The organism is Candidatus Comchoanobacter bicostacola, assembly GCF_024172705.1.
GTDB lineage: Bacteria > Pseudomonadota > Gammaproteobacteria > Comchoanobacterales > Comchoanobacteraceae > Comchoanobacter > Comchoanobacter bicostacola.
The window spans coordinates 124,772-147,311 of the sequence record NZ_CP092900.1 but is presented as its reverse complement, the minus strand read 5'-3'; the positions used below and the strand labels follow the sequence as shown (position 1 = coordinate 147,311).

The 22,540-nt window shown below is 38.1% G+C and carries 23 protein-coding genes, 2 tRNA genes and 1 other RNA gene; 10 read left to right on the top strand and 16 right to left on the bottom strand.

Annotation, left to right across the window (positions count from 1 at the left end; all coding sequences use genetic code 11):
- Nucleotides 1-19: 19 nt before the first annotated feature.
- The 3 genes from secA to MMH89_RS00715 are packed head-to-tail and all read left to right on the top strand — an operon-like array spanning nucleotide 20 to nucleotide 3,181.
- The gene (gene secA, locus MMH89_RS00720; RefSeq protein ID WP_258568471.1) at nucleotides 20-2,536 is read left to right on the top strand and encodes a preprotein translocase subunit SecA; all 2,517 of its coding nucleotides are present in this window, start codon (nucleotides 20-22) and stop codon (nucleotides 2,534-2,536) included.
- Nucleotides 2,484-2,768 carry a DUF4389 domain-containing protein gene (locus tag MMH89_RS04940; protein WP_425491980.1) on the top strand — a complete coding sequence of 95 codons (285 nt, stop codon included), beginning with the start codon at nucleotides 2,484-2,486 and terminating at the stop codon, nucleotides 2,766-2,768. Before secA ends, MMH89_RS04940 begins: the two co-directional genes overlap by 53 nt.
- Nucleotides 2,768-3,181: an NUDIX domain-containing protein gene (locus MMH89_RS00715; protein ID WP_258568470.1), complete on the top strand. Its 414-nt coding sequence runs from the start codon at nucleotides 2,768-2,770 to the stop codon at nucleotides 3,179-3,181. Before MMH89_RS04940 ends, MMH89_RS00715 begins: the two co-directional genes overlap by 1 nt.
- On the opposite strand, the gene zapD is transcribed toward MMH89_RS00715, so the two are convergent.
- The 3 genes from zapD to MMH89_RS00700 all read right to left on the bottom strand — a co-directional run bounded on the left by zapD (nucleotide 3,132) and on the right by MMH89_RS00700 (nucleotide 5,994).
- The gene (gene zapD, locus MMH89_RS00710) at nucleotides 3,132-3,893 is read right to left on the bottom strand and encodes a cell division protein ZapD (RefSeq protein WP_258568469.1); all 762 of its coding nucleotides are present in this window, start codon (nucleotides 3,891-3,893) and stop codon (nucleotides 3,132-3,134) included. The two genes, MMH89_RS00715 and zapD, sit on opposite strands and share 50 nt — an antisense overlap.
- Before the next feature lie 76 nt (nucleotides 3,894-3,969).
- The gene (locus tag MMH89_RS00705) at nucleotides 3,970-4,533 is read right to left on the bottom strand and encodes a nucleoside/nucleotide kinase family protein (protein ID WP_258568468.1); all 564 of its coding nucleotides are present in this window, start codon (nucleotides 4,531-4,533) and stop codon (nucleotides 3,970-3,972) included.
- Nucleotides 4,534-4,608: 75 nt separating this feature from the next.
- Nucleotides 4,609-5,994: an MATE family efflux transporter gene (locus tag MMH89_RS00700; protein WP_258568467.1), complete on the bottom strand. Its 1,386-nt coding sequence runs from the start codon at nucleotides 5,992-5,994 to the stop codon at nucleotides 4,609-4,611.
- Nucleotides 5,995-6,084: 90 nt separating this feature from the next.
- On the opposite strand from MMH89_RS00700, the gene MMH89_RS00695 reads away from it, so the two are divergent.
- Nucleotides 6,085-6,156 (top strand) — tRNA-Thr (locus MMH89_RS00695).
- A gap of 3 nt (nucleotides 6,157-6,159) precedes the next feature.
- Here the strand turns inward: MMH89_RS00695 and rsmA are convergent.
- The 4 genes from rsmA to MMH89_RS00675 form a co-directional block, all read right to left on the bottom strand.
- A complete protein-coding gene (rsmA, locus tag MMH89_RS00690) occupies nucleotides 6,160-6,954 on the bottom strand; it encodes a 16S rRNA (adenine(1518)-N(6)/adenine(1519)-N(6))-dimethyltransferase RsmA (RefSeq protein WP_258568466.1) in 795 nt (264 codons plus the stop codon).
- Complete coding sequence (locus MMH89_RS00685) at nucleotides 6,954-7,823, bottom strand: peptidylprolyl isomerase (protein ID WP_258568465.1); 870 nt, start codon at nucleotides 7,821-7,823, stop codon at nucleotides 6,954-6,956. The genes rsmA and MMH89_RS00685 overlap by 1 nt, the downstream gene beginning before the upstream one ends.
- Nucleotides 7,824-7,941: 118 nt before the next feature.
- Nucleotides 7,942-10,137, bottom strand: coding sequence for a hypothetical protein (locus MMH89_RS00680; RefSeq protein ID WP_258568464.1), 2,196 nt, complete (start codon nucleotides 10,135-10,137; stop codon nucleotides 7,942-7,944).
- Nucleotides 10,130-10,561 carry a type II toxin-antitoxin system RatA family toxin gene (locus MMH89_RS00675; RefSeq protein WP_258568463.1) on the bottom strand — a complete coding sequence of 144 codons (432 nt, stop codon included), beginning with the start codon at nucleotides 10,559-10,561 and terminating at the stop codon, nucleotides 10,130-10,132. The genes MMH89_RS00680 and MMH89_RS00675 overlap by 8 nt, the downstream gene beginning before the upstream one ends.
- 67 nt (nucleotides 10,562-10,628) lie before the next feature.
- Here MMH89_RS00675 and smpB point away from each other — a divergent pair, with 67 nt between their 5' ends.
- Together smpB and MMH89_RS00665 are read left to right on the top strand one after the other, a co-directional pair.
- On the top strand, nucleotides 10,629-11,099 hold the full coding sequence (gene smpB / locus MMH89_RS00670) for an SsrA-binding protein SmpB (RefSeq protein ID WP_258568462.1): 471 nt from the start codon (nucleotides 10,629-10,631) through the stop codon (nucleotides 11,097-11,099).
- Between the two features lies 1 nt (nucleotide 11,100).
- Entirely contained in the window at nucleotides 11,101-12,165 is a 1,065-nt protein-coding gene (locus MMH89_RS00665) for an AI-2E family transporter (protein WP_258568461.1), read from the top strand.
- A 1-nt stretch (nucleotide 12,166) separates the two neighbouring features.
- Here the strand turns inward: MMH89_RS00665 and MMH89_RS00660 are convergent, their stop codons facing one another.
- The 5 genes from MMH89_RS00660 to MMH89_RS00640 form a co-directional block, all read right to left on the bottom strand.
- Nucleotides 12,167-12,502: an HIT domain-containing protein gene (locus MMH89_RS00660; RefSeq protein ID WP_309477197.1), complete on the bottom strand. Its 336-nt coding sequence runs from the start codon at nucleotides 12,500-12,502 to the stop codon at nucleotides 12,167-12,169.
- Nucleotides 12,495-12,674, bottom strand: coding sequence for a Trm112 family protein (locus MMH89_RS00655; protein WP_258568459.1), 180 nt, complete (start codon nucleotides 12,672-12,674; stop codon nucleotides 12,495-12,497). Before MMH89_RS00655 ends, MMH89_RS00660 begins: the two co-directional genes overlap by 8 nt.
- A gap of 13 nt (nucleotides 12,675-12,687) precedes the next feature.
- Nucleotides 12,688-13,050, bottom strand: a transfer-messenger RNA (tmRNA) gene (gene ssrA / locus MMH89_RS00650).
- Nucleotides 13,051-13,082: 32 nt separating this feature from the next.
- Nucleotides 13,083-16,043, bottom strand: a complete 2,961-nt coding sequence (locus MMH89_RS00645; RefSeq protein ID WP_258568458.1) for an FAD-dependent oxidoreductase — start codon at nucleotides 16,041-16,043, stop codon at nucleotides 13,083-13,085.
- A 93-nt stretch (nucleotides 16,044-16,136) separates the two neighbouring features.
- Nucleotides 16,137-16,871: a hypothetical protein gene (locus tag MMH89_RS00640; RefSeq protein WP_258568457.1), complete on the bottom strand. Its 735-nt coding sequence runs from the start codon at nucleotides 16,869-16,871 to the stop codon at nucleotides 16,137-16,139.
- Between the two features lie 135 nt (nucleotides 16,872-17,006).
- Here MMH89_RS00640 and MMH89_RS04935 point away from each other — a divergent pair, with 135 nt between their 5' ends.
- Complete coding sequence (locus MMH89_RS04935; protein ID WP_425491979.1) at nucleotides 17,007-17,162, top strand: CBU_0585 family protein; 156 nt, start codon at nucleotides 17,007-17,009, stop codon at nucleotides 17,160-17,162.
- On the opposite strand, the gene grxD is transcribed toward MMH89_RS04935, so the two are convergent.
- On the bottom strand, nucleotides 17,159-17,479 hold the full coding sequence (gene grxD / locus MMH89_RS00635) for a Grx4 family monothiol glutaredoxin (protein ID WP_258568456.1): 321 nt from the start codon (nucleotides 17,477-17,479) through the stop codon (nucleotides 17,159-17,161). The genes MMH89_RS04935 and grxD overlap by 4 nt on opposite strands.
- A gap of 9 nt (nucleotides 17,480-17,488) precedes the next feature.
- Entirely contained in the window at nucleotides 17,489-17,692 is a 204-nt protein-coding gene (locus MMH89_RS00630; RefSeq protein ID WP_258568455.1) for a BolA/IbaG family iron-sulfur metabolism protein, read from the bottom strand.
- A 118-nt stretch (nucleotides 17,693-17,810) separates the two neighbouring features.
- Between MMH89_RS00630 and MMH89_RS00625 the strand changes: the two genes are divergently transcribed.
- Nucleotides 17,811-17,978: a hypothetical protein gene (locus MMH89_RS00625; protein ID WP_258568454.1), complete on the top strand. Its 168-nt coding sequence runs from the start codon at nucleotides 17,811-17,813 to the stop codon at nucleotides 17,976-17,978.
- A gap of 67 nt (nucleotides 17,979-18,045) precedes the next feature.
- Complete coding sequence (fdxA, locus tag MMH89_RS00620; RefSeq protein ID WP_258568453.1) at nucleotides 18,046-18,369, top strand: ferredoxin FdxA; 324 nt, start codon at nucleotides 18,046-18,048, stop codon at nucleotides 18,367-18,369.
- A 1-nt stretch (nucleotide 18,370) separates the two neighbouring features.
- On the opposite strand, the gene MMH89_RS00615 is transcribed toward fdxA, so the two are convergent.
- A tRNA-Arg gene (locus MMH89_RS00615) sits at nucleotides 18,371-18,444 on the bottom strand.
- Between the two features lie 72 nt (nucleotides 18,445-18,516).
- Between MMH89_RS00615 and ung the strand changes: the two genes are divergently transcribed.
- On the top strand, nucleotides 18,517-19,170 hold the full coding sequence (gene ung / locus MMH89_RS00610; RefSeq protein WP_425491978.1) for a uracil-DNA glycosylase: 654 nt from the start codon (nucleotides 18,517-18,519) through the stop codon (nucleotides 19,168-19,170).
- On the opposite strand, the gene dnaE is transcribed toward ung, so the two are convergent.
- Complete coding sequence (dnaE, locus tag MMH89_RS00605; protein ID WP_258568451.1) at nucleotides 19,171-22,539, bottom strand: DNA polymerase III subunit alpha; 3,369 nt, start codon at nucleotides 22,537-22,539, stop codon at nucleotides 19,171-19,173.
- Nucleotide 22,540 lies beyond the last annotated feature (1 nt).

Sequence of the window (22,540 nt, the reverse complement as noted above, 5' to 3'; positions counted from 1 at the left end):
ATAATTTTTTAGTAATTTAATGAGCACAAACATGCTTTCTATCTCTAAAATTGTACAAAAAATCATAGGGTCAAAAAATGATCGAAGATTGAAATCTTTGCAACCTATTGTCCAAAAAATTAATCATCTAGAACCTTTATACTCTAAACTGAGTGATAAAGATCTAATTGAGAAAACACAATATTTCAAAGAAAAAATTTCTAATGGGGCTAACCTAGATGATCTATTGCCTGATGCCTTTGCAACATGCCGGGAAGCCGCCCAGCGGGTACTTGGCATGCGACATTATGATGTCCAGCTCATTGGTGGAATTGCACTCCACAGGGGATGGATTGCAGAAGCCCGTACTGGTGAGGGAAAAACGTTAATGGCTACACTGCCCTCATACTTAAATGCGCTCACCGAAAACGGTGTCCACATTATTGTACCCAATGCTTATTTGGCAAAAAGAGACGCTAACACCGTTGGTAATGTACTACGGTTTCTTGGACTCAGCGTTGATGTTGCTGACAATGATCAGAGCTTTGAAGAAAGACAGACTGCATATCAAGCTGATGTGACATATACTACAAATCACACTCTAGGGTTTGATTACCTTAGGGATAATATGAGGCAAAACAACAGTGATCGGTGCATGCGTGGACTAGCTTATTGTATTATTGATGAAGCTGATTCCATATTAATTGATGAAGCACGCACACCGCTGATTATCACAGGCCCCATTGAAGACAGCTCAAAACTCTATCAACAGATCTATCAGCTTATTCAACCCTTAACCGTATCAGACCCTGATGCTGAACATGAGGGGGATCTCACTGTTCTGCATAAAGAAAGACAAGTTCATTTTACTGAAAGTGGACATGACCACATTAATCAGATCCTGCTTAAGAATGAACTTATTCCAGCTAACTCTGACCTTTATGACGTCCACAATATCAAAATGACGCACTATATTAACGCTTGTTTAAAAGGAAAGTTTCTTTACCAAAAAGATGTAGACTATGTCGTTGAAAAAAATCAGGTTGTTATTATTGATGAGTCTACAGGCCGAAAGTCTATCGGAAGGCGCTGGTCTGATGGCTTACACCAAGCCATTGAAGCCAAAGAAAATGTTGCCATACAAAAAGAAAACCAAACCATGGCGTCAATCACTTATCAAAACTTATTCCGGCTTTATACTAAAATTTCAGGAATGACCGGGACAGCTGACACAGAAGCTACTGAACTTCATGACATTTACGGTCTAGATGTATTAGTAATACCCACAAACAAACCGATGATCCGTGAGGATTTAGCTGATCAAGTATTTCTAACCGAACAAGATAAGGTAGAAGCGATCCTTGATGAGGTCCAAAAACGACATCAACTTGGGCAACCACTATTAATTGGAACAGCAAGTATTGAAAGCTCTGAATACTTATCACAAGTACTACACTCTAAAAAAATAAAACACTCCGTATTAAATGCTAAACACCATGAAAAAGAAGCTGACATCATTGCTCGTGCGGGCTGCATAAGTGCTGTAACGATAGCAACAAATATGGCTGGGCGTGGTACAGATATAATCTTAGGAGGGCACCCCGATCAAATAGAAAACTGGACAGAAGCGCATGCAAAAGTCCTACAAACCGGCGGATTACATGTTATTGGCTCAGAACGACATGAGTCTCGTCGTATTGACAATCAGCTTAGAGGGCGTTCTGGTCGACAAGGAGACCCTGGGTCTACCCAGTTTTACTTATCACTGGATGATAGACTCATGAAACGATTTGCATCTGACCAAGTGCGTAACTTAATGCGTAAGTTGGGTATGAAAAAAGGAGAACGCTTATCTGCCTCAATGCTTAATCGTTCTATAGAAAATGCTCAGCGTAACATAGAAGGACATTACTACGACATGCGCAAAAACTTATTACAACTAGACAATGTTGCTAATGATCAGCGTTCAATCATTTACCAACAAAGAAACGAACTTTTGGCAGCTGAACATATATCGGATGTTATTGATGACATGGTACCAAAAGTTTGTCATAACATTGTAAAAACCATTCAACGCGCCAGCTCAGAATTAGGTGAAGCAGAGCTACGAAGAATAGAAGAACTTATCAATATACAATTTAAAACTGCAGTCACTTTAGATGATCAAACCAGCTTTGAGACACTTGGGTCCCAACTTGAAAAAGCACTCCATGCAAAAATAGCAGAACAACGTACGGCACTTGCAGACAACTATCCAAGTCTTGAGAAACGCTGCCTACTGGCAGGTTTAGATAAAAACTGGAAAGAAAATCTAGCTGCTATGGATCACTTACGCTCAGGGATCCATCTCAGAAGCTATGCACAGAAGAATCCAACCCATGAGTTCAAAAAAGATGCACTTGCTATATTTGAGCGTATGTTAGAAGAACTTAAATATACAACACTCACCTTATTCAGCTCCCTGCAACTTCAAACTCCGCAGAAGCCCAAACAAAGCGGTGGCTATGCAATTACGTTTAACAGCAAACAACAGAACCATGAATCCAAAACTCATTAATGACTCGCTAAAAAGAGTATTTTTTTTATTACTCATTATTATTCTTAGCCCTATTTCGACTGTAATCATGGTTATTAGCCTGATACAGATAGCATCAGAAATGATCAGTGGCAAAAAAATAGAAGGTCTGATGATCATTAGCAAATATTTAATAAAATACTACGCGCAAATTGCTAACTATATAACCGGTATTGAGCGCAAACCCCCATTCCCATTCTCTAGGAGTATTTAATGCCCACCACTAATATGATTGTCTCCATTGGATTAATCACTAGAGAGCAGTGCATATTAGTCGGAAAGCGCACAGAAGGGTATTACTCTGGTTATTGGGAGTTCCCAGGCGGGAAGTCTGATCTAGATGAAAACCCAAAAGAAACTGTTATCCGAGAGCTAAACGAAGAATTGAACATTCATGCGACTGATATATCTAACATAATGACCATTCGCCACCAACTGCCCTTATCTTTGCTAACATTGCATGTATGGCAAATTCATACCTATAATAATGATATTATAGCTAATGAACAACAGCTACTGCAGTGGGCGCCGATAGATAAACTACATATAATAAAAATGATACCGACCAATAAGCCAATTATTTCATATTTGCAACAGAGCTTGAATATGAACATAGAGACAGTTTAAAACTAAATGAGCTAGAGGCAGATTTAACTTCAAATTTTTGCCCAACCCAATCTCCTTGATGGAATGTAACAGCCAACCATCTTTTAGCCATTGATATAACTGGGAACACAGCATAGTTAGGACACTCTATACGAATCAACTGGACTGAAATTATATCTTTTTCTATACAAGATTCTCTATAAAAGCCAGACTTTGCATAAATAGATTTAAAATCCCCGATCCCTCTCACCATGTAGAGGACCAAGCTTATTGCCTCAGTATAATAGGAAAAAGCTTTTAACCAGTAACTTACCTGATGTGCCTTATCTACTGGAGACTGCCTCTCCCACATACTGAGCACCTGCTCCGACTCTATCCCTTGATGTTTATAATACATCCGACTCAGCAGTGGGTCAGTCATCAGCCCCTTCACAACTCCACTGGTTTTAGTACTCAAGTTATGCTTTGTTAACAAAATTTTATCATGAATATCATCTATAGCTTGTGCATGCTCATACATACCTAATTGCTTTTCAAACTGGTAAAAAGTCATTACTAATTTTGTCTTAAAATCCTGCCTATCTACCAACTGGATCAATGCACTTAGCTCCTCAAAGACATAACCATATACGTGCTCTGACCCTATCATCTGATTAATTGCCTTTAAGTGTTGCTCATATAACAAACATAAGCGGATGGTCTCATTGTAAGCTTTCTCATAGACGTAAGTCATAATCCTTCAATTTATTACCTGCTTCAGCATAGCATAAATTTATGTAAAACCCGACACATGATACATGTCTATCTTACTAACGATTAAGCGCATAGTATGAGCTCAATAATTGAGCACACACCCACTTAACTTGATCTACCGTCACCGCATTAAAAAAAATATCTGTTGAATAACAACACCCCTCATTGGGGTCTTCATCCACTAAAAATCGTACCTGCTCATCTGACAGATGATATGCACCCAGCAAATATTCCTTTTGCTTTTCAATGGGGCACATCACTTGAATAACGTAGTCTAAAATCCCTGCCCCCTTTTCCATCAATGGCCTTACATCAATGAATGAAGGGAATTCTATAATTCTTGGCTGTTTACCCTCCTCTGAACGCATTAATATATTTAACTTAATCACATTTAATAAGTGTTTAGACGTAATGTACTCCGGACGCCTTAAAATATCCTTATAGCTTTTATCGATCAATAATAAATATTCATTAGCCTCAGATTTAGAATAATGAGCTCGTAACTCATGTGATAACAGTGTATCAATACTAATACCTGCTACCCCCAACGACTCAAAATGATCTCGTAATATAGATTTACCAACACCATAACCACCAATTATAGCTATTGTAAAACTCATAAATTAACTCAGTTTAATTCTATTATTATTTAGAATAACAAATCTAACTGCAATACCGTGTTCACAGCACCATCATTAAGCCGCTGCCCATTTTTTGTTTTCTTGCCTGAGCCTGTAAAGCGCTATTATCCCTGAAATTGAGAATGCAGATAACAATGCAAACCAAATACTTATTATTGAGCTACCGAAATAGTTAGCAATAAACAATGCAGGAATCGGGAATATAATTGTTTTTGTTAGCGCCATCAATAAGGCTTTAGCTGGCTGTAACATGGCTTGATATAACACAACTACAACACCTACTATGTATTCAAAGATGGTCAGAATAACTGTCAACCATAAATATGAAGAGGCAACCTGAGCGATCTCTGGCGTTATTCCAAACCAGCTCATTAGATATGAGCTAACGAGTGCTGTAATAAATAATATAAAGAATATAATTCCACATCCTTTCTTAATTGCCATATCAAGAACCGTTTTTAATGCCGCATATGCTTTTTCTTCATGATAATGAGAAATTAACACCATAAGCGCAATCAGAACTGCTAATACCGGAACGACAATTAGCATAGCGATCCGATACCCTAGCCCAAAACCTGCTGTAGCTAAAATTCCATAATCAGCAACAAATAAATTAAGCGCATATAAATAAATAGGAATTAAAAGCTGTATAGAAATAGCTGGGAAAACATTTTTACCTAACCTATAAAATTTGCTACGAGAAAGTTTAAAATCATTAATTGCAACACCGCTAAGTCCATTCTTAGCCGCAAAGATAATACCCACTGCTGTTACGATACATTTAGAAATTGCAATCCCATTTAATCCCAAACCCAGTCCAATAAGCTTTCCTGAACCATTAAGAAACTCAAGATCTAATAAAGGTTGAATGCCATTAAGTAATGACTCTGTACTCAGTGGCAATGCAATCAGAGGGTGAAGCAACAATGTAGCACCTAGCATAATAACCAATGTATCCCTTATAATATGAGTCCGGCATTGTATTTGCACAAGCGCACACAAAATCAACAATAAAAACATTGGGAAAATGGCAAACATAATCCTATAAATAAAACTGGATATCTCATTCATATAGGGAATGAAATTTGGATCTACCCACTGCATTGATAGCCCTAAAGAAACCAAGAGAACAAGTGCGAAGGTTAAAAGCATAGCCAAACAAACGGTATGCCAAACGTAACTCCATAACTCATCTTTATCACTGACGTAAACACGAGAGCCGACTATAGTTAGCCCTTGATTTAAACCAATCCCCGCAGCCAATATAAAATAGATAATTGGGAAACAATAACTAAGGATTGCTAGTGCATGATCAGATATCATTTGCGCAATGACTACATCTGTGAAATCGATCAACATTAGCATCATAAATCCTAATGCCATAGGCAAAAACATTTGCTTTAATATTGCTTGAGGGCTTTGTGAAAAAACATCAGCCATGGAAATAAACTCGAATGATTATATACTTATAACATTATAAATACTAAATTGCAAAAAGCCACAAGCTTAGCTATACTCGAGTGAAGTAAAGCCGGTGTAGCTCAGTGGTAGAGCAACTGATTCGTAATTAGTAGGTCGCAGGTTCAAATCCTGTCTCCGGCAGCACTACTTAGGTAGACCAGCCCCCTTTTGAACCAAGCATTCAAATACTCGAATATAATCAGTCACACTGATATCTTGTGGACGCGCATCTGAGTTTAACCCTAAAGTGCTATAATCATCCTCTGTAAGAAAATCTTTTAGCCTTTGCCTAACCATCTTTCTTCTATGCGTAAACATATAGCGGACAAACTCAGAAAACGAATCTATATCAGATACTTCTACCTTTATTGGCTTACATACAACAACTTGTGACCAGACACTAGGAGGTGGAGAAAATGCCTCAGGCGGAACTTCTATTAATGGTGTCACCTCAAAATATATCTGGCTCATAACAGATAGCCGACCATATTCTGCTGTCCCTACTGATGCAGCCATCCGCATAACTACTTCTTTTTGTAGTAACAACACCATCATCTGTAAATGATCCAGATAAGACGCCATATAAAAAATTAATGGCGTTGATATTTCATAAGGTAAATTTGATACTAGCGTGAAACGCTGGGCTCCCCCTAATAATTGATATAAATCAACAGTCAGAATATCTGCCATACAAAAATCAAAGTTTTTATGTTTCCGCTTAATATCTTGTAACCGAGGCTCTAAGCTTTGATCAATTTCTACAGCAACTACCTTTGCCCCCGTTTTTAACAGGGGTATTGTCAATGCACCCCGACCCGGACCAATCTCTAGACACAGGCTAGATGCATCTAGCCCTCCATACCCCGAGATCATATTGAGTAACTCTTTATCTTTCAGAAAGTGCTGTCCAAAGCGCTTTTTCTTTTTAAACCCGGTCACTAAACTTTCTGAATGATTGAGCTTTTACTTTTTAAGTCTTCAACCCACACATTAAAATTCTGCATAAACTTTTGGTTCATTAGCATCATCTCAATAACACTATCATCCGGCATTTCAGGCTGATTAACCTCTCGGTAATTAAGTATATGATATCCATGCTTACTCCGTACCGGTCCTACCAAGTTACCTGGTTGCACATCCTTTATTGCTTCTAAAAAAATACCGGGTAGGTTTTCACTTTTTGCCCAACCCAATTGAACTAGTTCCCCAATTTCTGGATGCAGCCCTGTCTTTGCCCACTCTGCCTTGATCTCTTTGATAGACTGGATATTTGCAAGCTCATGCTCTGGTGGCAATATCCATGCTTCAATTAAATGCTCTGCGTTTACTGCTAACATTTTAGTTTTGAAATCAGATACCTCATCTTCAGTTACTCTGATTTTATTACCCAATGCGAGCATCCCCACCTTTTGTGTAAGTGTTTGTCTTAATACATGAGCCTTAACCCATTCCAAAGACAGATCTTTTTCTTTAAGCTCTGTTATATAATCATCCTCTGTTGTATCAATACCCTTCAGATACATTGACCATGCATTATCCGCTTCTTCTTCAGTCAACGCAATATTATTTAGTCTGGAAAAATCTTCAATTAAATACTGAACAATGAGCATATTCATAGCTGGAGTTCTAAACTCATTCTGATGCACTGCATCCAAATTACCTGAGAACTTAGCTAATGATTCAATCTCATCAGTGATATCATCACTGGTATATACAGATCCATTAATAACTAGCCCTACTGAATCAGCATGTACCATACCCATACTGGAGACTAGAAGCACACTCGACAAAAGCAATGATCTTAACATTTTACAAACTCCTCTTTCATACATTATTCTCGTGCTACTATAACAAATATTAAACAACTTACCAAATTTATCCCAAAACATTAACTTAGTTATTAAAAAATAAAGATAATTATATCGCTTAAAAACAAAAATCATAGACTTCCCCTCCAGGTCTTTTTTCTAAATCTGCTTTTATTGCAACACGATATAACTCACCTTCTAATTCACCAAGTACTGGAGCTAACAATTGTGCAGCCTTAATATGCTTTGAGCGAACTACTGCTAACGCCCTCTTTCTAGGACGGTAATCTGCAGTAGACCTCATCCAAAACCCTGAATTTAAGTCAGTGCCACTTGCCTCTATTTTAAATTCAATCATATGATAAACAACCATTATATGATGCAGAAACTTTTTGCCTAATTTCCTCCCCCCAAAACACCGACACTTCGACTTTTTACGCATTTTAAGGGGTTGACCCACTTGACCTAATAGCTGCACTAGTACTGGAAGAACATAGTCTTGTTTAAGTATATCAAATTGACTGTTTATATAGTTGACATGAAACTCTGTATACCCCTGTAAATCATCCACACTTTCATTTGACGTTTGAATATTACCACGGACAATTAATGGCGTAGACTCGTCAATCCTTGATTCATCGAGCCCCTGCCTTGATGACAGATCATAGCCAGAAGCCATACTGGCCACGCCATCTTTATCGTTAATTAACTTTACTAATAATTTTTCAAATTGCCCTAGCTTCGCACAGAACTCCTTTAAATGTGCTTCTTGCCAGCCTCTATGTGCAAACACCATTTGTCGCCAAAGCCGCATCTTAGGGTGATCTAAGTGCTCTGATTGATCTACCCGAAAGCCTGACAAAGATAATGAATAAAATATATTACTCAGTGTAGGAATCTGTCGAGTACGCTGTATTTGATACGATTTTAAATCATAAGCTAGATATGCATAAACACGCGTCACACGCTCTTTAGTAAAATAATTGAACTCACTCATTAAATTAAAAAAGAACAACCAATGTGTCATGTGAAAATTACCATTAATCTTTGCTATGCAAAATTCAAGTACCTCTGCAACATCATCCCTAAGCTGTAATTCAAGCACATGTTTCTTAAGTCCTTTAAAAACACTCACTAAATCACTAACGTTTAAAAGCAATAACTCTTCTTTTGCAGCCAGTAAATGATTAACACATAATAAATCTGGGGAACATAAGTACCAAACTTTTAAGCAATCAGTAATCTCTGCACTACTCGACGGTAGGTCAATAATTTGATAATGCGTTTCAATATCACTAAGTGTCTCCTGGTTGTTACTGACTATTGAGTCCAACCTGTACACATCAGCTAACTTTAGCTTCTTAGGTATATTAACAAACAGTGACTGTAAACACCTAGCGCTTGCTACACTTGATATTTCTGATACCAGCTTCAGCATATCAATTTTTTCTGAAATTGAACTGTCTACTACCATGCATTGCGCATATATTTGCTTTTGTAACCGATTGTCTATGACCAGATCTGCCCTAAGGAATAAATGTATCATATCCATGCATTGATTATAGTTAAATGCTACCTCCATACAATCATCACTGAGCAAGCTCCACATTTCTTGGGCTTCTACTATCTCATAATTTTTGTGATGACGTACACAACGACCTAACAACGCAGTGAAATATTTTGACGCCACATCATGACCGATTAAACGCATTAACCTTACAGCGCGACTCACTACTGCATCTGGAATAAAAGGATTGTTAATACACGCTTCTAAATAACTAATGACCTGCTCTTTGATCGCTGATATTCTAACCCATGTGCTATTTATAAAAATAAGTTGAGCACCCACTCTGTGTAAGATATATGCCAACTTCTCCTCAACAGGAGGGTAATCAAGTACTGCCTTCCAACACAGCAATGACTCTGCACAATCAAACAGTGGGATCAGAGGCTCATACTGCGCATACAAATCTTGAGGAGATAAAAAAAGTGAAGGTTCGCTACACAGATGAATCAGGATATTAGGATCAATTTTGCTCATCAGCTGCTTTATTTGTGCTATAAAAATCGTCATATCTTCATTATTAAGATGCACTAACCAACGAGCTACACACTGGTTTCTTAAATCAGGGTGACTCTTAAAGAACAATAATCCTAACTTTTTTACACGGTCTCCATAATCTATAATCAACTCGGAATCCATATTGAGCTCAGATTCGACTTCCAAGTAATCCCCTATAAAATCAATAAACTGAGACTTATCTGCAGTATAATAATATACTAATAACTCAAAAAAACGTTTTGTCTCACTCATAGTAACGTTCTAAATGGTTTTCAAAAGACTCAATTAACTCCGATAGCATTTTCTCCAGCGCAACTTCAAATACTTTGCCAACAATAGCATTTGTAAATTGATACTCAAAGACAACCGAGACATTTGTTCCATCACCTTCCTGATCAAAAATCCACTCCCCCTCAATTAAATCAATGTCTCCGGCTAAAGAGCGAACTTTTATTTTATGATGAGGATACAGAGTATTATTCGTCACTAACCGGTAAGTAAACCCCATATATCCGATCACCAAAAAGGCTTCTTTTTCATGATCAGAAATAAGCTCAACCACCCCTGAGTCCAAACAATATGGCAACATATGCTTATAATACTCTGTATCATTCACTAAATTGAATACTGCTTTCGGGGAAGCGTTTACGAAATAACTCCTTTTAAATATGGCCATATATCAGCTATTCTTTTATCCTAAAACAGTTTATAATATACTATATCTATTCAACATCCTACTGATCATGGTAAAAAAAACATCAAGCACCATTGCAAGTAATCGTAAGGCTGGGTTTCAGTATGAACTAGGAGCCCGGTACGAAGCTGGCCTTGTACTACAAGGGTGGGAAGTCGTGGCTATCCGTAAAAATCATGTACAACTGGCACAAAGCTATGTTTCTATTAAAAAGGGGGAAGCCTGGCTGATACATGCAACCATTACTCCGCTAAGCACTACCGACACATACTCCAAAGCAGATCCACTTAGAAGCAGAAAACTATTACTGAAAAAAAACGAACTTAGTAAACTAATAGGGCTCTGCCAACAAAAAGGGAGAACCCTAGTACCCATTAAAATGTATTTTAAAAAAGGGAAAGTGAAGCTAGAAATTTCAGTTGGTGAAGGTAAGAAAGCACACGATAAACGTCAAACCATCAAAGAGCGCGACCAAAAGCGAGAGCAAAACCGAGAGATGAAGCAGCAAAGGAGCATGTAGCATGACATCACCCAAACAACGCATACTTATTTTATTCTCAAGTCTTTCTTTCTTAAGTCTTGCGATTATTACCTATGGATTAAAAGGCTATTTAATCCCTCTTTCTCTTGCAATAGCATTAGTTTACCTCACAAAACCAATACAACAATCATTCAAACAAATTGGCTTTAGCAGTCTTGGATCAACCGTTACCGTTTCACTCCTACTTCTTATATTTATGTTAGCCTTAGTGCTCCAAGGCATTCCTGTACTAATACAAGAGTTTAGTAAATTTATTCAGAGTCTTCCATCTAGCATTGAATCTGCTTATTTACTTGTTAATAAGCTATTACTTGACTATGGCCTTCAACTACAAATTCCGAACTGGCAAGCTATTATTGACCGAATTATTGATACACAAGATATTACATCACTCAATGCATTACCTAAACTACTCACTAACACCATACAGCATTCCTTAGATATCATACTATTCTTCACAAGCATGCTATTCATTCCTTTATTCTTTTTCTTTGCACTCAAAGATGGAGAAAGAGCAGTACATAACTTTATTGACTGGACACCTGCTGCCATTAGACAAGAAGTTTCATGGTTTATCAGCATCCTCAATGATACACTAACTACCTGGATTTCAGGACAAGGAACCTTGATTATCATTCTATGCATCTTATATACAATAGGGTTAGGCCTTGTGGGAAGCTCTTACTCCTTTACCTTGGGTATCATGACAGGACTATTATACATCATCCCCGCCGCAGGTTTTATTTTATCATTTACAGTTGCACTTATTACCATGATCGCTACCTATGGTGCTAGCTATTACCCTATTATTAAAATTGTCATTTTATATGGAAGCATACAAACATTTGAGAGCCTAATCTTAGCGCCTTGGCTACTTGGAAACAAACTAGGTATTAACCTTCCTGGCGCCTTGCTGTCTATTATGATTGGAGGGGGGTTATTTGGACCTATTGGGATTTTACTCGCGATACCTGCTGTTTCTTTGATTAAAAAGATACTCGGCAATATATTTTCACGTAGCGATGAAGCTTGGATTATTGATTGATTTAACCCGGTGGCCAAGCAAAACCTCTCCCACCCATAACATGAATATGTAGCTGATACACACTCTGGCAAGCATCTACACCATCATTAATTGCCACCCTGAAGCTATCTAACCCTCTATTTTTAGCCATCTTTTGCACAACTGTAAGCAAGTGCCCCAACAATGCAGAATCTTGCGGACTAGCTTCAGATAAGCGCTCAATTGGTTTTTTAGGGATAACCAACATATGAATAGGTGCTTGTGGATTAACATCATCAATCACAATACATTGTTCATCTTCATAGACAAAATCAACCTTTACTTCTCCAGATATCATCTGTAAAAAAATATTACTCATCATCTTCACTCCATTGTTTAGCCTTACCCTCAAGCAAGATGGGTACACCATTTAAAACTGGGTATGCTAACTTAGCAACTCTTGATATTAACCACTGCCCATCTTTTGATAACTTCAAAGCACTTCCCGTTGCCGGGCATACTAAATACGTTAACATCTCTCTATCAAACATATTATCTCCAGTTCAGTGGAGGCGGCGGGAGTCGAACCCGCGTCCGCACAGTCTAGGCCTCTAGCTCTACATGCTTAGTACTGCTGTTTGGTTTAACCCATACAAGATCAGCAGCCATACCATCGTATGAGCGATCTCTAAGTTTAACTTATATACGGAGAAGGCATATAAGCGATTCTATCTAAATATGACTCTCAGAGTGAGACAATAGACAATCTCATACTGAAAGGAAACAATAAGCTTAAGCAGCTATTGCTTCAACGCTTCTCTTTTGATTTGCATTTACTTTAAGTACTGACCCTTTTAACGAGATATTCAGCATTGCTCGGCATGCACCATTAGCTTCGTAAAGAACGTCGAAACCATAGTCGCCCCCGTAACATTATATTAGCATATTAATATTAAAACTCAAGCTACCCCTGACTTAGACCAATTAGCACATATTTTCCCAAAAGTTTTTACTGATTGTGCGATTACATCCTCTTCTTGTCTTACACTTAAATGATCAATATCAATCAACTCAATAGGCTGGGCAGGCCATGAACAACTAAATACTGTTTTAACACGTTGCCCCTGCTTATCAATTTGCCACTGTATACACTGTGAACAAACACCTTTTAAAAGACACATCATAGGTCCATCAACCACTGCTACTGCTTGCTTAACAGTCATAGATTTAGACAGTTTCAAATGCACATTCTTTAGATGCTGGCCCGAAACACAATATAAAACCGATCCTTCTATATAGCTGGGCTCATGGGATACGTAATACCCAAACTGCTCTAGGTCTAGTGACTCATGAGAGACCAGCTCATAAGAAAGCCCCCTTCTTTTCATATAGTTTGCTGCTGCAATACCCCATGCCCTGTGATCTGAGTCGATAACAATGGTTAGTCTTTCAGTGTTTTTAGAAACTAAGCGTGTACCTGATGGTCCCATGACTCCAACAACCTTGGACCTAGAAAATAAATCACCATTATGTTGCTTGTGATTAACCCATAGCTCAATCCCGTCATTAATGGAGACGACAACAGCCTTGACATAAAAAGCATTATCTCCCAACTGACATAAAATTCGGTATAGCATACCCTCTTCAACACCTAATGATTGAGTGATAATGAGTGCACTCATATCAGCATCTATTTGATTTCGAGATACCACATCATTTACCAATAAAGTAGGCTTAACGGCTCTACCAATCGGCAATTGATCTAACAAATGAGGATAATGCTCTTTTGCAGAAGCCAAAGCCTTTACTACACTCCCCTGATAGTCAGGGTGTAAGTCTCCTAGAACACTGACCTGCTTCGTACTTAACTGGGTATCCGCAAACCCGCCAGACAATGCATAATATTCACCTTGTAATTTTAGCTCTTTCCTATTTTCATAATAATAGGCAACATTCGGCTGAGTACCAATAGCAACTAAAATACGCTTTGCAGGTAAAGACACCTCTTGTCCTGCTTGAGTACCTGTAATACCTATTATATGGCCAGTATCATTAGTTAAAATACGCTTCGTTTGAAAATCAGACTCATACGCAACACCTTGCGCAATCGCATCTGCAAGCTCAGTATGATTTTGTCGATATGCTGAAGACTCATTCATTGCTCTGTGGTATACAATACTAACCCCACCCCAAGCACGAAGCAATGGCTTAATACTTTGATTACGAGCCTTGTACTGACGAACCAAAGTCCCATGCATATGCCACACCCCAAAAAGTGTACGCACTTTATCAGACTGTACAGCCAACCATTGCCTATATTGCTCGGACGCTCCAAACTGGTCTAAATAAAATACAACCTCTAGCACCCAGTTTAAATAGCAAACTTGAGCCTCAACTGCAGCATCAACAGCTGTTAGCCCTCCTCCAATAACAATCAATGGTAGTTCGAAGTGATGACTGGCTTTTTGCTGAATCTGCCCAAATAAGTGTAATTGCATTAGGAACTCATTTGCATGATACATACCTTTAGCATAAGCCCCAGGCACCGATAAACTTTTAGGCAAACCAGACCCTGTTGCTAGAACGACATGGTCAAATCCACTTGCTAACAAATCTGAGATTGTAATTCCACCACCTAAGCGTGTATGACCTAAAAACTGCATTGCCTTAAAACGACTGAGACCAACCCATACCAAATTAAGAAGTGATTTATTCCACCTTGCCGTTATACCGTAGGCCATTACACCCCCAAATCCTTTAGGAGCAACGCCATTAATTTGATCGAGTGAGTAAATAGGATCAAACACATCTTTTGATGAGTGCGTCAATCCTGTTGCATCTATTCCTAATACTGATACTCCAGACATCAACAAATAATAACTCATCGCAAACCCTGCTGGCCCCATCCCAACAACCGCAACATGACGTCCCTTAGCTTGCAATGGCTTGAATAATTGTTGTCTTATCGGATTCCATCTCAGTAATAGTAAATAAATTTCAGGCCCATATGGCAGTGACAAAACCTTTTGTAATAAATCACTTTCTACACACGGTGTATTAACTGGATCAAACTTCTGGTAAATACATGCATCCATACAATCACGACAAATCCGATCACCTGTTGCTACACACAAAGGGTTATCTATCATGATGACAGCTAATGCTGCAATTAAATACCCATCCCGTCTTAATTCATGCATTTCTGATATTTTTTGGCCTAATGGGCAGCCTGTTAAATTAACCCCCAACGGGTTTTGATAGACTTGACCGGGATCCTTCTTATAGCGCAAGCCTTTGCTACATGAATCATTATCTTTATGATGACAATAAATACAATAATGACTTTCTTTGGTTATTTGATTCGTATCTTCAGTTAACCCAGGCCACTGAAGGTTAGTACGGGGCTCATGATCTGGTGCTACCTCAACCAAAGATTTAAAATCTTTTTTCTTATGAATGGTAAAAAGATCAGATCCACACAAAGGGCTTATCTGATTGACCCAAACCCACTGACACCACTGTAGGATCTCACATGAACTATGCTTATTTAAATAATTAACTACAGCCTCTAAATCTATATGGCTATCGATAATATATTGATTCACATGATCCGCCCATTTGGGCTTACTGGTCTCTGAGTGATTAATCTTCTTACGTAATGCAGGTTTTACATGCTTAAAATGAAATTGAGCAACCTTATTGGAACCGGCTATCTCACTTTGCAACCCAGCGTATACATCAGATAGCATCAACTGATCAACCAGAAAATCTTCTAGTAAAATAGCTAACTGACAAATATCAACCTCACTTCCTTTCCTGAGCTGACTCACCCGCTCAGTACTGCCTGTTTTTGTCAAAAACAAGTCATCAATTACATCGATTGATTGTTGAAAAAACAATTCTTGTTGCTTAGTAGCCACGCTACTCCCTTAAACATTAATTCTTGTAAAAAAGTATAAGTATTCACATAGAGATAGTCAAACAATCCACATCTAGCGACAAAGTTTTTGCTACTAGTTAGGATTTCGCTGCTTTCTTTCTGCAGCTGGTTTATAGCTTTCAGAAATAAAATTATTAGCTAAACTATCTTCTTCACCCTTAATGCTAAAACTCTTTAATCGATTCATGGCAACCATAGCATCACGCTGTGATAGTACCTTACCTAATAAAACCTTTCCCCCAATACTATGCTTATTACCGCTAATCTTAGTCCTAAGTTGATAATATAAAATTCTAATTTTATTGATTAACTTTTGCCCTGCTGACTGCGGCTGCTTTAGTGAGTACATCATAGATAGATCACATGAGTTTAAAACATTAGTGATGAGATATGCTTTCAGTTTCTGTTGATCAAACTCTGACACTAGCTCATCGAAACACATATTTAATATCTGATCGATATCGAACTGACTCCAGTCTAGATTCATAACCGTTGAACCCTTTATATACTTTTGACTTTCAGCCTCTGCTTTCAGACTTTCTAGTGTTGGTTTATACAATTCTCGATAAGTATATGGTATGGGGTCTGCATACAGACTATTATCATCATAAGACTCCATTGGTGCTGGCAGAACGCCCAAATTATCCTCCTTGAGCATATCAATGGCATATTCATCATCCGCCTCGAAGAGTGATTCAATTCGCCTCTTTTGATCATCTGACTTTGCTACTTCAGTTAGCCTGTCCTTGTTTTGATCCAGCTTAGCTATAATAGCATCCACTAGTTTTATTTCGTCTTTTTCTTGCATTTTTAATCTCAAAATAACTAATCTTTTTTTAACGAGATATTCTGAAAAGTCAGAATTAATGACAAAAACAAATCTATTATTGATTATATAGAGCTAAAAACATACGATAAACAAATAGCCCATTCAGGAAGGTATATGCTTCATTCCCTTAAAAGACAACTAATACGGTACTTTATCTGCAAAGCTGATGTTCTTCTTGATCAAATGCGTCGCAGTAAAAAAAGAAGTGAATCAGAAAAAGCTGAAATGAATAAATATAAAGCAATATACCAGCTAAGAGACGAGTGCTAGCTACTAATAGTCGCAGATAAGACAGCAGATAATGACTGCTCTTGATGCATCTCTAACATAATATCAACACCACCCTGAAACTCAGCATTTACATAGAGCTGAGGAAATGTAGGCCAGTCGCTATAAATCTTCAACCCAGATCTTAAATCAGGGTACGCTAGAATATCTACTCCAAAAAAATCACACTTATGAGCTCTAAGTATTGCAACTGCATGAGCGGAATAACCACACTGTGGGGCATCAGGCGTTCCTTTCATAAACAAAACAACTTTATTTGCTTTAATTAATGCTTCAATTTTTTGATTTATTTCACTCATCATTCCCCTTCATTTAACCTCTATTGTCAATGCATGAATCACCCCAGAATCGAACCATGGTATCAATACTTTTTTTATCTTACGATGATATGCTACCCGTGTATCCCCAGCAACAGCACTATGGGGAACAATCACCTTCCAATGCGCACCATCAGAAAGAAGCGACACATCTGGCCCCAATACCTGTTGTAATTTTTCGATCATTTCATTCATAGAGTCATATTAAAAAAGTTCACACCCTCCGTCAATAACTATTCTTTATCTTAATGAATAATAAATCCTGACATTAGCATTTTTTGAATTATAACTAGATAAAATAATGAGAGAAAACATGGCTACACCAGCAAATGAAAAAATTGAAAAACGGATTAAGCGTATAATAGACGAAGTTCAATCAACTATTAGCACCAAAAATGATAATGAACAAAAAGAACATACTAAAACGCTTAGAGAAAAAGCAAAGCCTGCTAATCATAAAAAACCTAGACGGAATAATTGAGAAACATGGATTTCTAAATACTATTTTGCTAGAGTAATCCAAGTTATAACTTGACTATAGGGACTAAATGGCTTATATCGTAAGCGACCAATGCATCAACTGTAAATACACTGATTGTGTAGAAGCATGCCCTGTAGATTGCTTCCACGAAGGTCCTAACATGGTTATTATCAACCCAGAAGAGTGTATTGACTGTAATTTATGTGTATCTGAATGCCCTATTAATGCAATCTATTCAGAAGAAGACTTACCAGAAAACCAACAACACATGAAAGAAATCAATGCTAAATATGCTGACATCTGGCCTCTTATTGACCAGAAAAAAGACCCCATGCCAGATGCAGAAAAATGGGAAACCATAACGAATAAAATTGATAACTTAGAGGAATAACCGCGCCCGGAGGGACTCGAACCCCCGACCATCTGGTTCGAAGCCAGATACTCTATCCAGCTGAGCTACAGGCGCAGATGATCAAAACTTACCGTATTTTCGTGAGAATGTCTAGCAATGCATCTAGCCACACCGTATAATAGGTCTATGAACAATGATTGGAAAGCATTTCTTGAAAGTGCACAAAACCAGGCTTACTTTAAACAGATTTTACAAACGATTGCGCAAGAAAAAGAAAATGGAATGCGTATCTATCCCCCAGAAAATCAGCGATTCCAGGCACTAGAGTCTACGCCTATCCATGAAACAAAAGTTGTTATTTTAGGACAGGACCCATACCACCAAGCAGGACAAGCTCATGGCTTAGCCTTCTCCGTTACAAATCATACAGCGCCCCCACCCTCGCTAAGAAATATATTAAAAGAAATGCAGGATGACATTGGATTATCCCCCATAAGTCAATCACCTGACTTAACCCGGGTTGCAAAACAAGGGGTGCTACTACTCAACACTACATTATCTGTTCGGCATGGTGAGCCTGGTAGTCATGCAAAAATTGGCTGGGAAAAGCTTACTGACCAAATTATTGAAGTCCTCAATAGTCAATGCGAGCACTTAGTGTTTATACTCTGGGGGAACCACGCTCGCAAAAAATCACGACTCATTCGTAAAAATCATTTAATTATTGAAAGCGCGCACCCTTCTCCCTTAAGTGCACATAGAGGCTTTTTTGGATCCAAGCCATTTTCTAGAACCAATGACTGGCTGTCTAAACACGGGAAAGAACCTATTGACTGGTAACTACGTATAAATTACTTCAACAGACTCAACCCCAGGAAAGGTATATAAACTACTCAATAAGTCTTCATTCACCCCTACTTTAAAGGGCATATCCAATGAGGCTATTCCTGATGATGAGACATAATGCATCCTAACATTACTGCCTCCTTTTTTACTTTCTATCAACCCCATAAAACTGCTTACATCAGCTGTCATCAAGCTTTTAACCGTAACCACTAACGTGGGCATCATTTGTGCTCTCAAGTCATCCAAAGTACTCACCTTTGAACACTGCAACCTCAAACCATTTGTAAATTGATCATGTGATACTACACCTTCAAAGATTAATATCCCAGGTGTGGATAAAGTCTCATAATTTTGCTGGTATGACTCATCAAAAAAAGCCACATCAACTTCTCCTCCATCATCAGAAAATGATCCAAAAGCGATTCTCCCACCTTTTTTTGTTTTAACAACTTTTAGCTTACCTAAAACACCTGCTGATCGTACGGGTGAGTTAGTTACTTTAAGATTACTGATTGGCTTAACTCTTAAGTGCACCAATTCAGACTTACATACATCTACTGGGTGACCTGACAAATAATACCCTAATGAGTCAAGCTCATCTTTTAAGGTCTGCATCCGTGACACAGAATGCACTTTATTGTATGCAAACATCTGTTCATCAGAGTCCCCAAATAAATCAGCCTGTCCTTGTTGCGCATTTAAACGTTGCTGAACACTACTACTTAATGCTTTATCCACTGAAGCAAGGACTGTCGCCCGATCTTCCCCCCAAACATCACAAGCACCTGACTTAATTAGAGACTCCAATACTCTACGATTAATCTTCTCTACTGAACCACAAAGCTCAGCTAAATCTGAAAAAGGAGCCTGTTTACTTATTTCACGAGCAACGCCCCCCCCAACTCCTTTAATTGCACAAAGCCCATAACGTATCTCCATATCACAAGAAACTAGGAAATAGTCCGAACTATGGTTAATACAAGGCGGCAATACTTTAATACCTATTGATTTAGTATCTTCTAAAAAGAGTATCAATTTGTCAGTATTATCCATATCAGACGATAGTACAGATGCCATTAAGGCTGTCGGATAATTTGCCTTCAACCAGGCAGTTTGATAAGAAATCAATGCATAAGCAGCAGAGTGAGATTTATTAAACCCATAACCCGCAAACTTTTCCATTAAACTAAATATCTCAAGTGCAATTTTAGAATCAATTTTTTGTTCTTTTGCCCCTGTAAGAAAGATATTACGCTGCTTCTCCATCTCCTCTGGCTTTTTCTTTCCCATTGCCCTTCTAAGCAAGTCAGCGCCGCCCAGTGAGTAACCAGCTAAGTCCTGTGCAATCTGCATCACTTGTTCCTGATACAAAATAACGCCATATGTATTTTTTAATATAGGCTCAAGACGCTCATGTAAATAGGTAACCGGCTCTAACCCGTGTTTTCTTTTAACAAAATCATCCACCATGCCTGACTGAAGCGGTCCAGGTCTATACAAAGCAACCAATGCAACAATGTCTTCAAAACAATCGGGTGCTAGGCGATCAATGAGCTCTTTCATCCCATGAGATTCTAACTGGAACACACCTGTCGTTAAACTTTTTTGCAGCAACGAAAAAGTCTTTTCATCATCTAAACGAATAGAAGTAATATCTATTACTGATCCATTCGCACTTTTTATATTCTTTATAGCCCAATCAATAATAGTTAACGTTCTTAACCCCAGAAAATCAAACTTAACTAAACCAATTTTCTCAATATCATCCTTATCATACTGTGTAACTAAACTCGATTGAGTAGCATCCATATAAATAGGCGCAACATCACTAATTGCACTAGGTGCAATCACAACACCTCCTGCATGTGTCCCAATGTTACGTGTCAAGCCCTCTAAGACCTTACATAAGTCGATCATTGTCCGCACTTCAGACTCTTGTTGGTATCTTTGTGCCAAAATGGGTTCTTGAGCAAGTGCTGAGTCGATTGTGGTGCCGAGATCCATAGGGATTAGCTTAGCTATTTTATCCACAAAACCATATGGGTGGCCTAATACTCTCCCTACATCTCTAATTACAGCCTTTGCTGCCATTGTACCAAATGTAATAATCTGTGAAACCTGATCACGGCCATATTTATCAGCAACATATTGGATCACCCGGTCACGACCCACCATACAAAAATCAATATCAAAATCTGGCATTGAAACACGCTCAGGATTTAAAAACCGCTCAAATAACAAATCATATTGCAATGGATCAATATCCGTAATCAATAATGCATATGCTGCCAATGAACCCGCTCCTGATCCACGCCCTGGTCCAACCGGAACATGATTATTCTTTGCCCACTGAATAAAATCAGCAACGATTAGAAAGTAACTAGCAAATCCCATTTGGCAAATTGTATTAATCTCTATATCGAGTCTTTCCCAGTACAGCTTTTGTTGTGATTCATCAACATCTAACTGTTTTAAACGATCCTCTAAACCTAATTTAACTTTGGCATTAAAATCATCATCTGCGCTTTTACCTTGACTAATATTCGGTAATAAAACTTGATCCATATCTAACGTAACATTACAGCGCTTTGATAAATTGTTAGCATTTTCGATGGCTTGAGGGACCGCAGAGTACAAGCGGTGGTATTCATCCGATGCCCTCATATACTGCTGATTGGTATGGCTTACCTTTCTAGACTCATCATGAATAACTCTTCCTTGATCAATACAGACTCTAACCTCATGTGCATAAAAATCATCTTTTGTTTGAAAACAAATAGGATAAGAAGCCAATAAAGGAATCTTATACTGATAACAAATCTTAGCTAACTTTTCATTAATAGATAGCTCATCTTCCCTTGCAATAATGGGTAATGCTGCATATAAGTTATCGGAAAAATTTTCTCTAATACACACAAATAAATCCTCAACCCCTTGATCCTGGAGTAACAGACGCTGCAAGTCATATCCAAGAGGGTCAAGTATATAGGCTATTCCTGTTTTATTAGACAACCATTCAAGTTGCACAATAGGCCGTTTTTGCTGATATCGGTTTGCATTTTTATATGCTTTACTTAACAGTTCAATTAATGCAAGATAGCCATCATTATTCAAGCATAGGAGTACACATTGCACTGTGTAATCATTTACAGAAATCAAAACAGTAACACCAGCTATGGGCTTAATACCATTAGACCTTGCTTTTAGGTAGAATTTAACCCAAGCGCACATATTATCTAGATCTGTTAGCGCAATAGAATGAATGCCATTGTTAACAGCAAAGCTACATATATCATCAATACGATTTAAGCCTTCATATACTGAATAATGAGACCTTACTTGTAATATTGCTGAACTAGACATT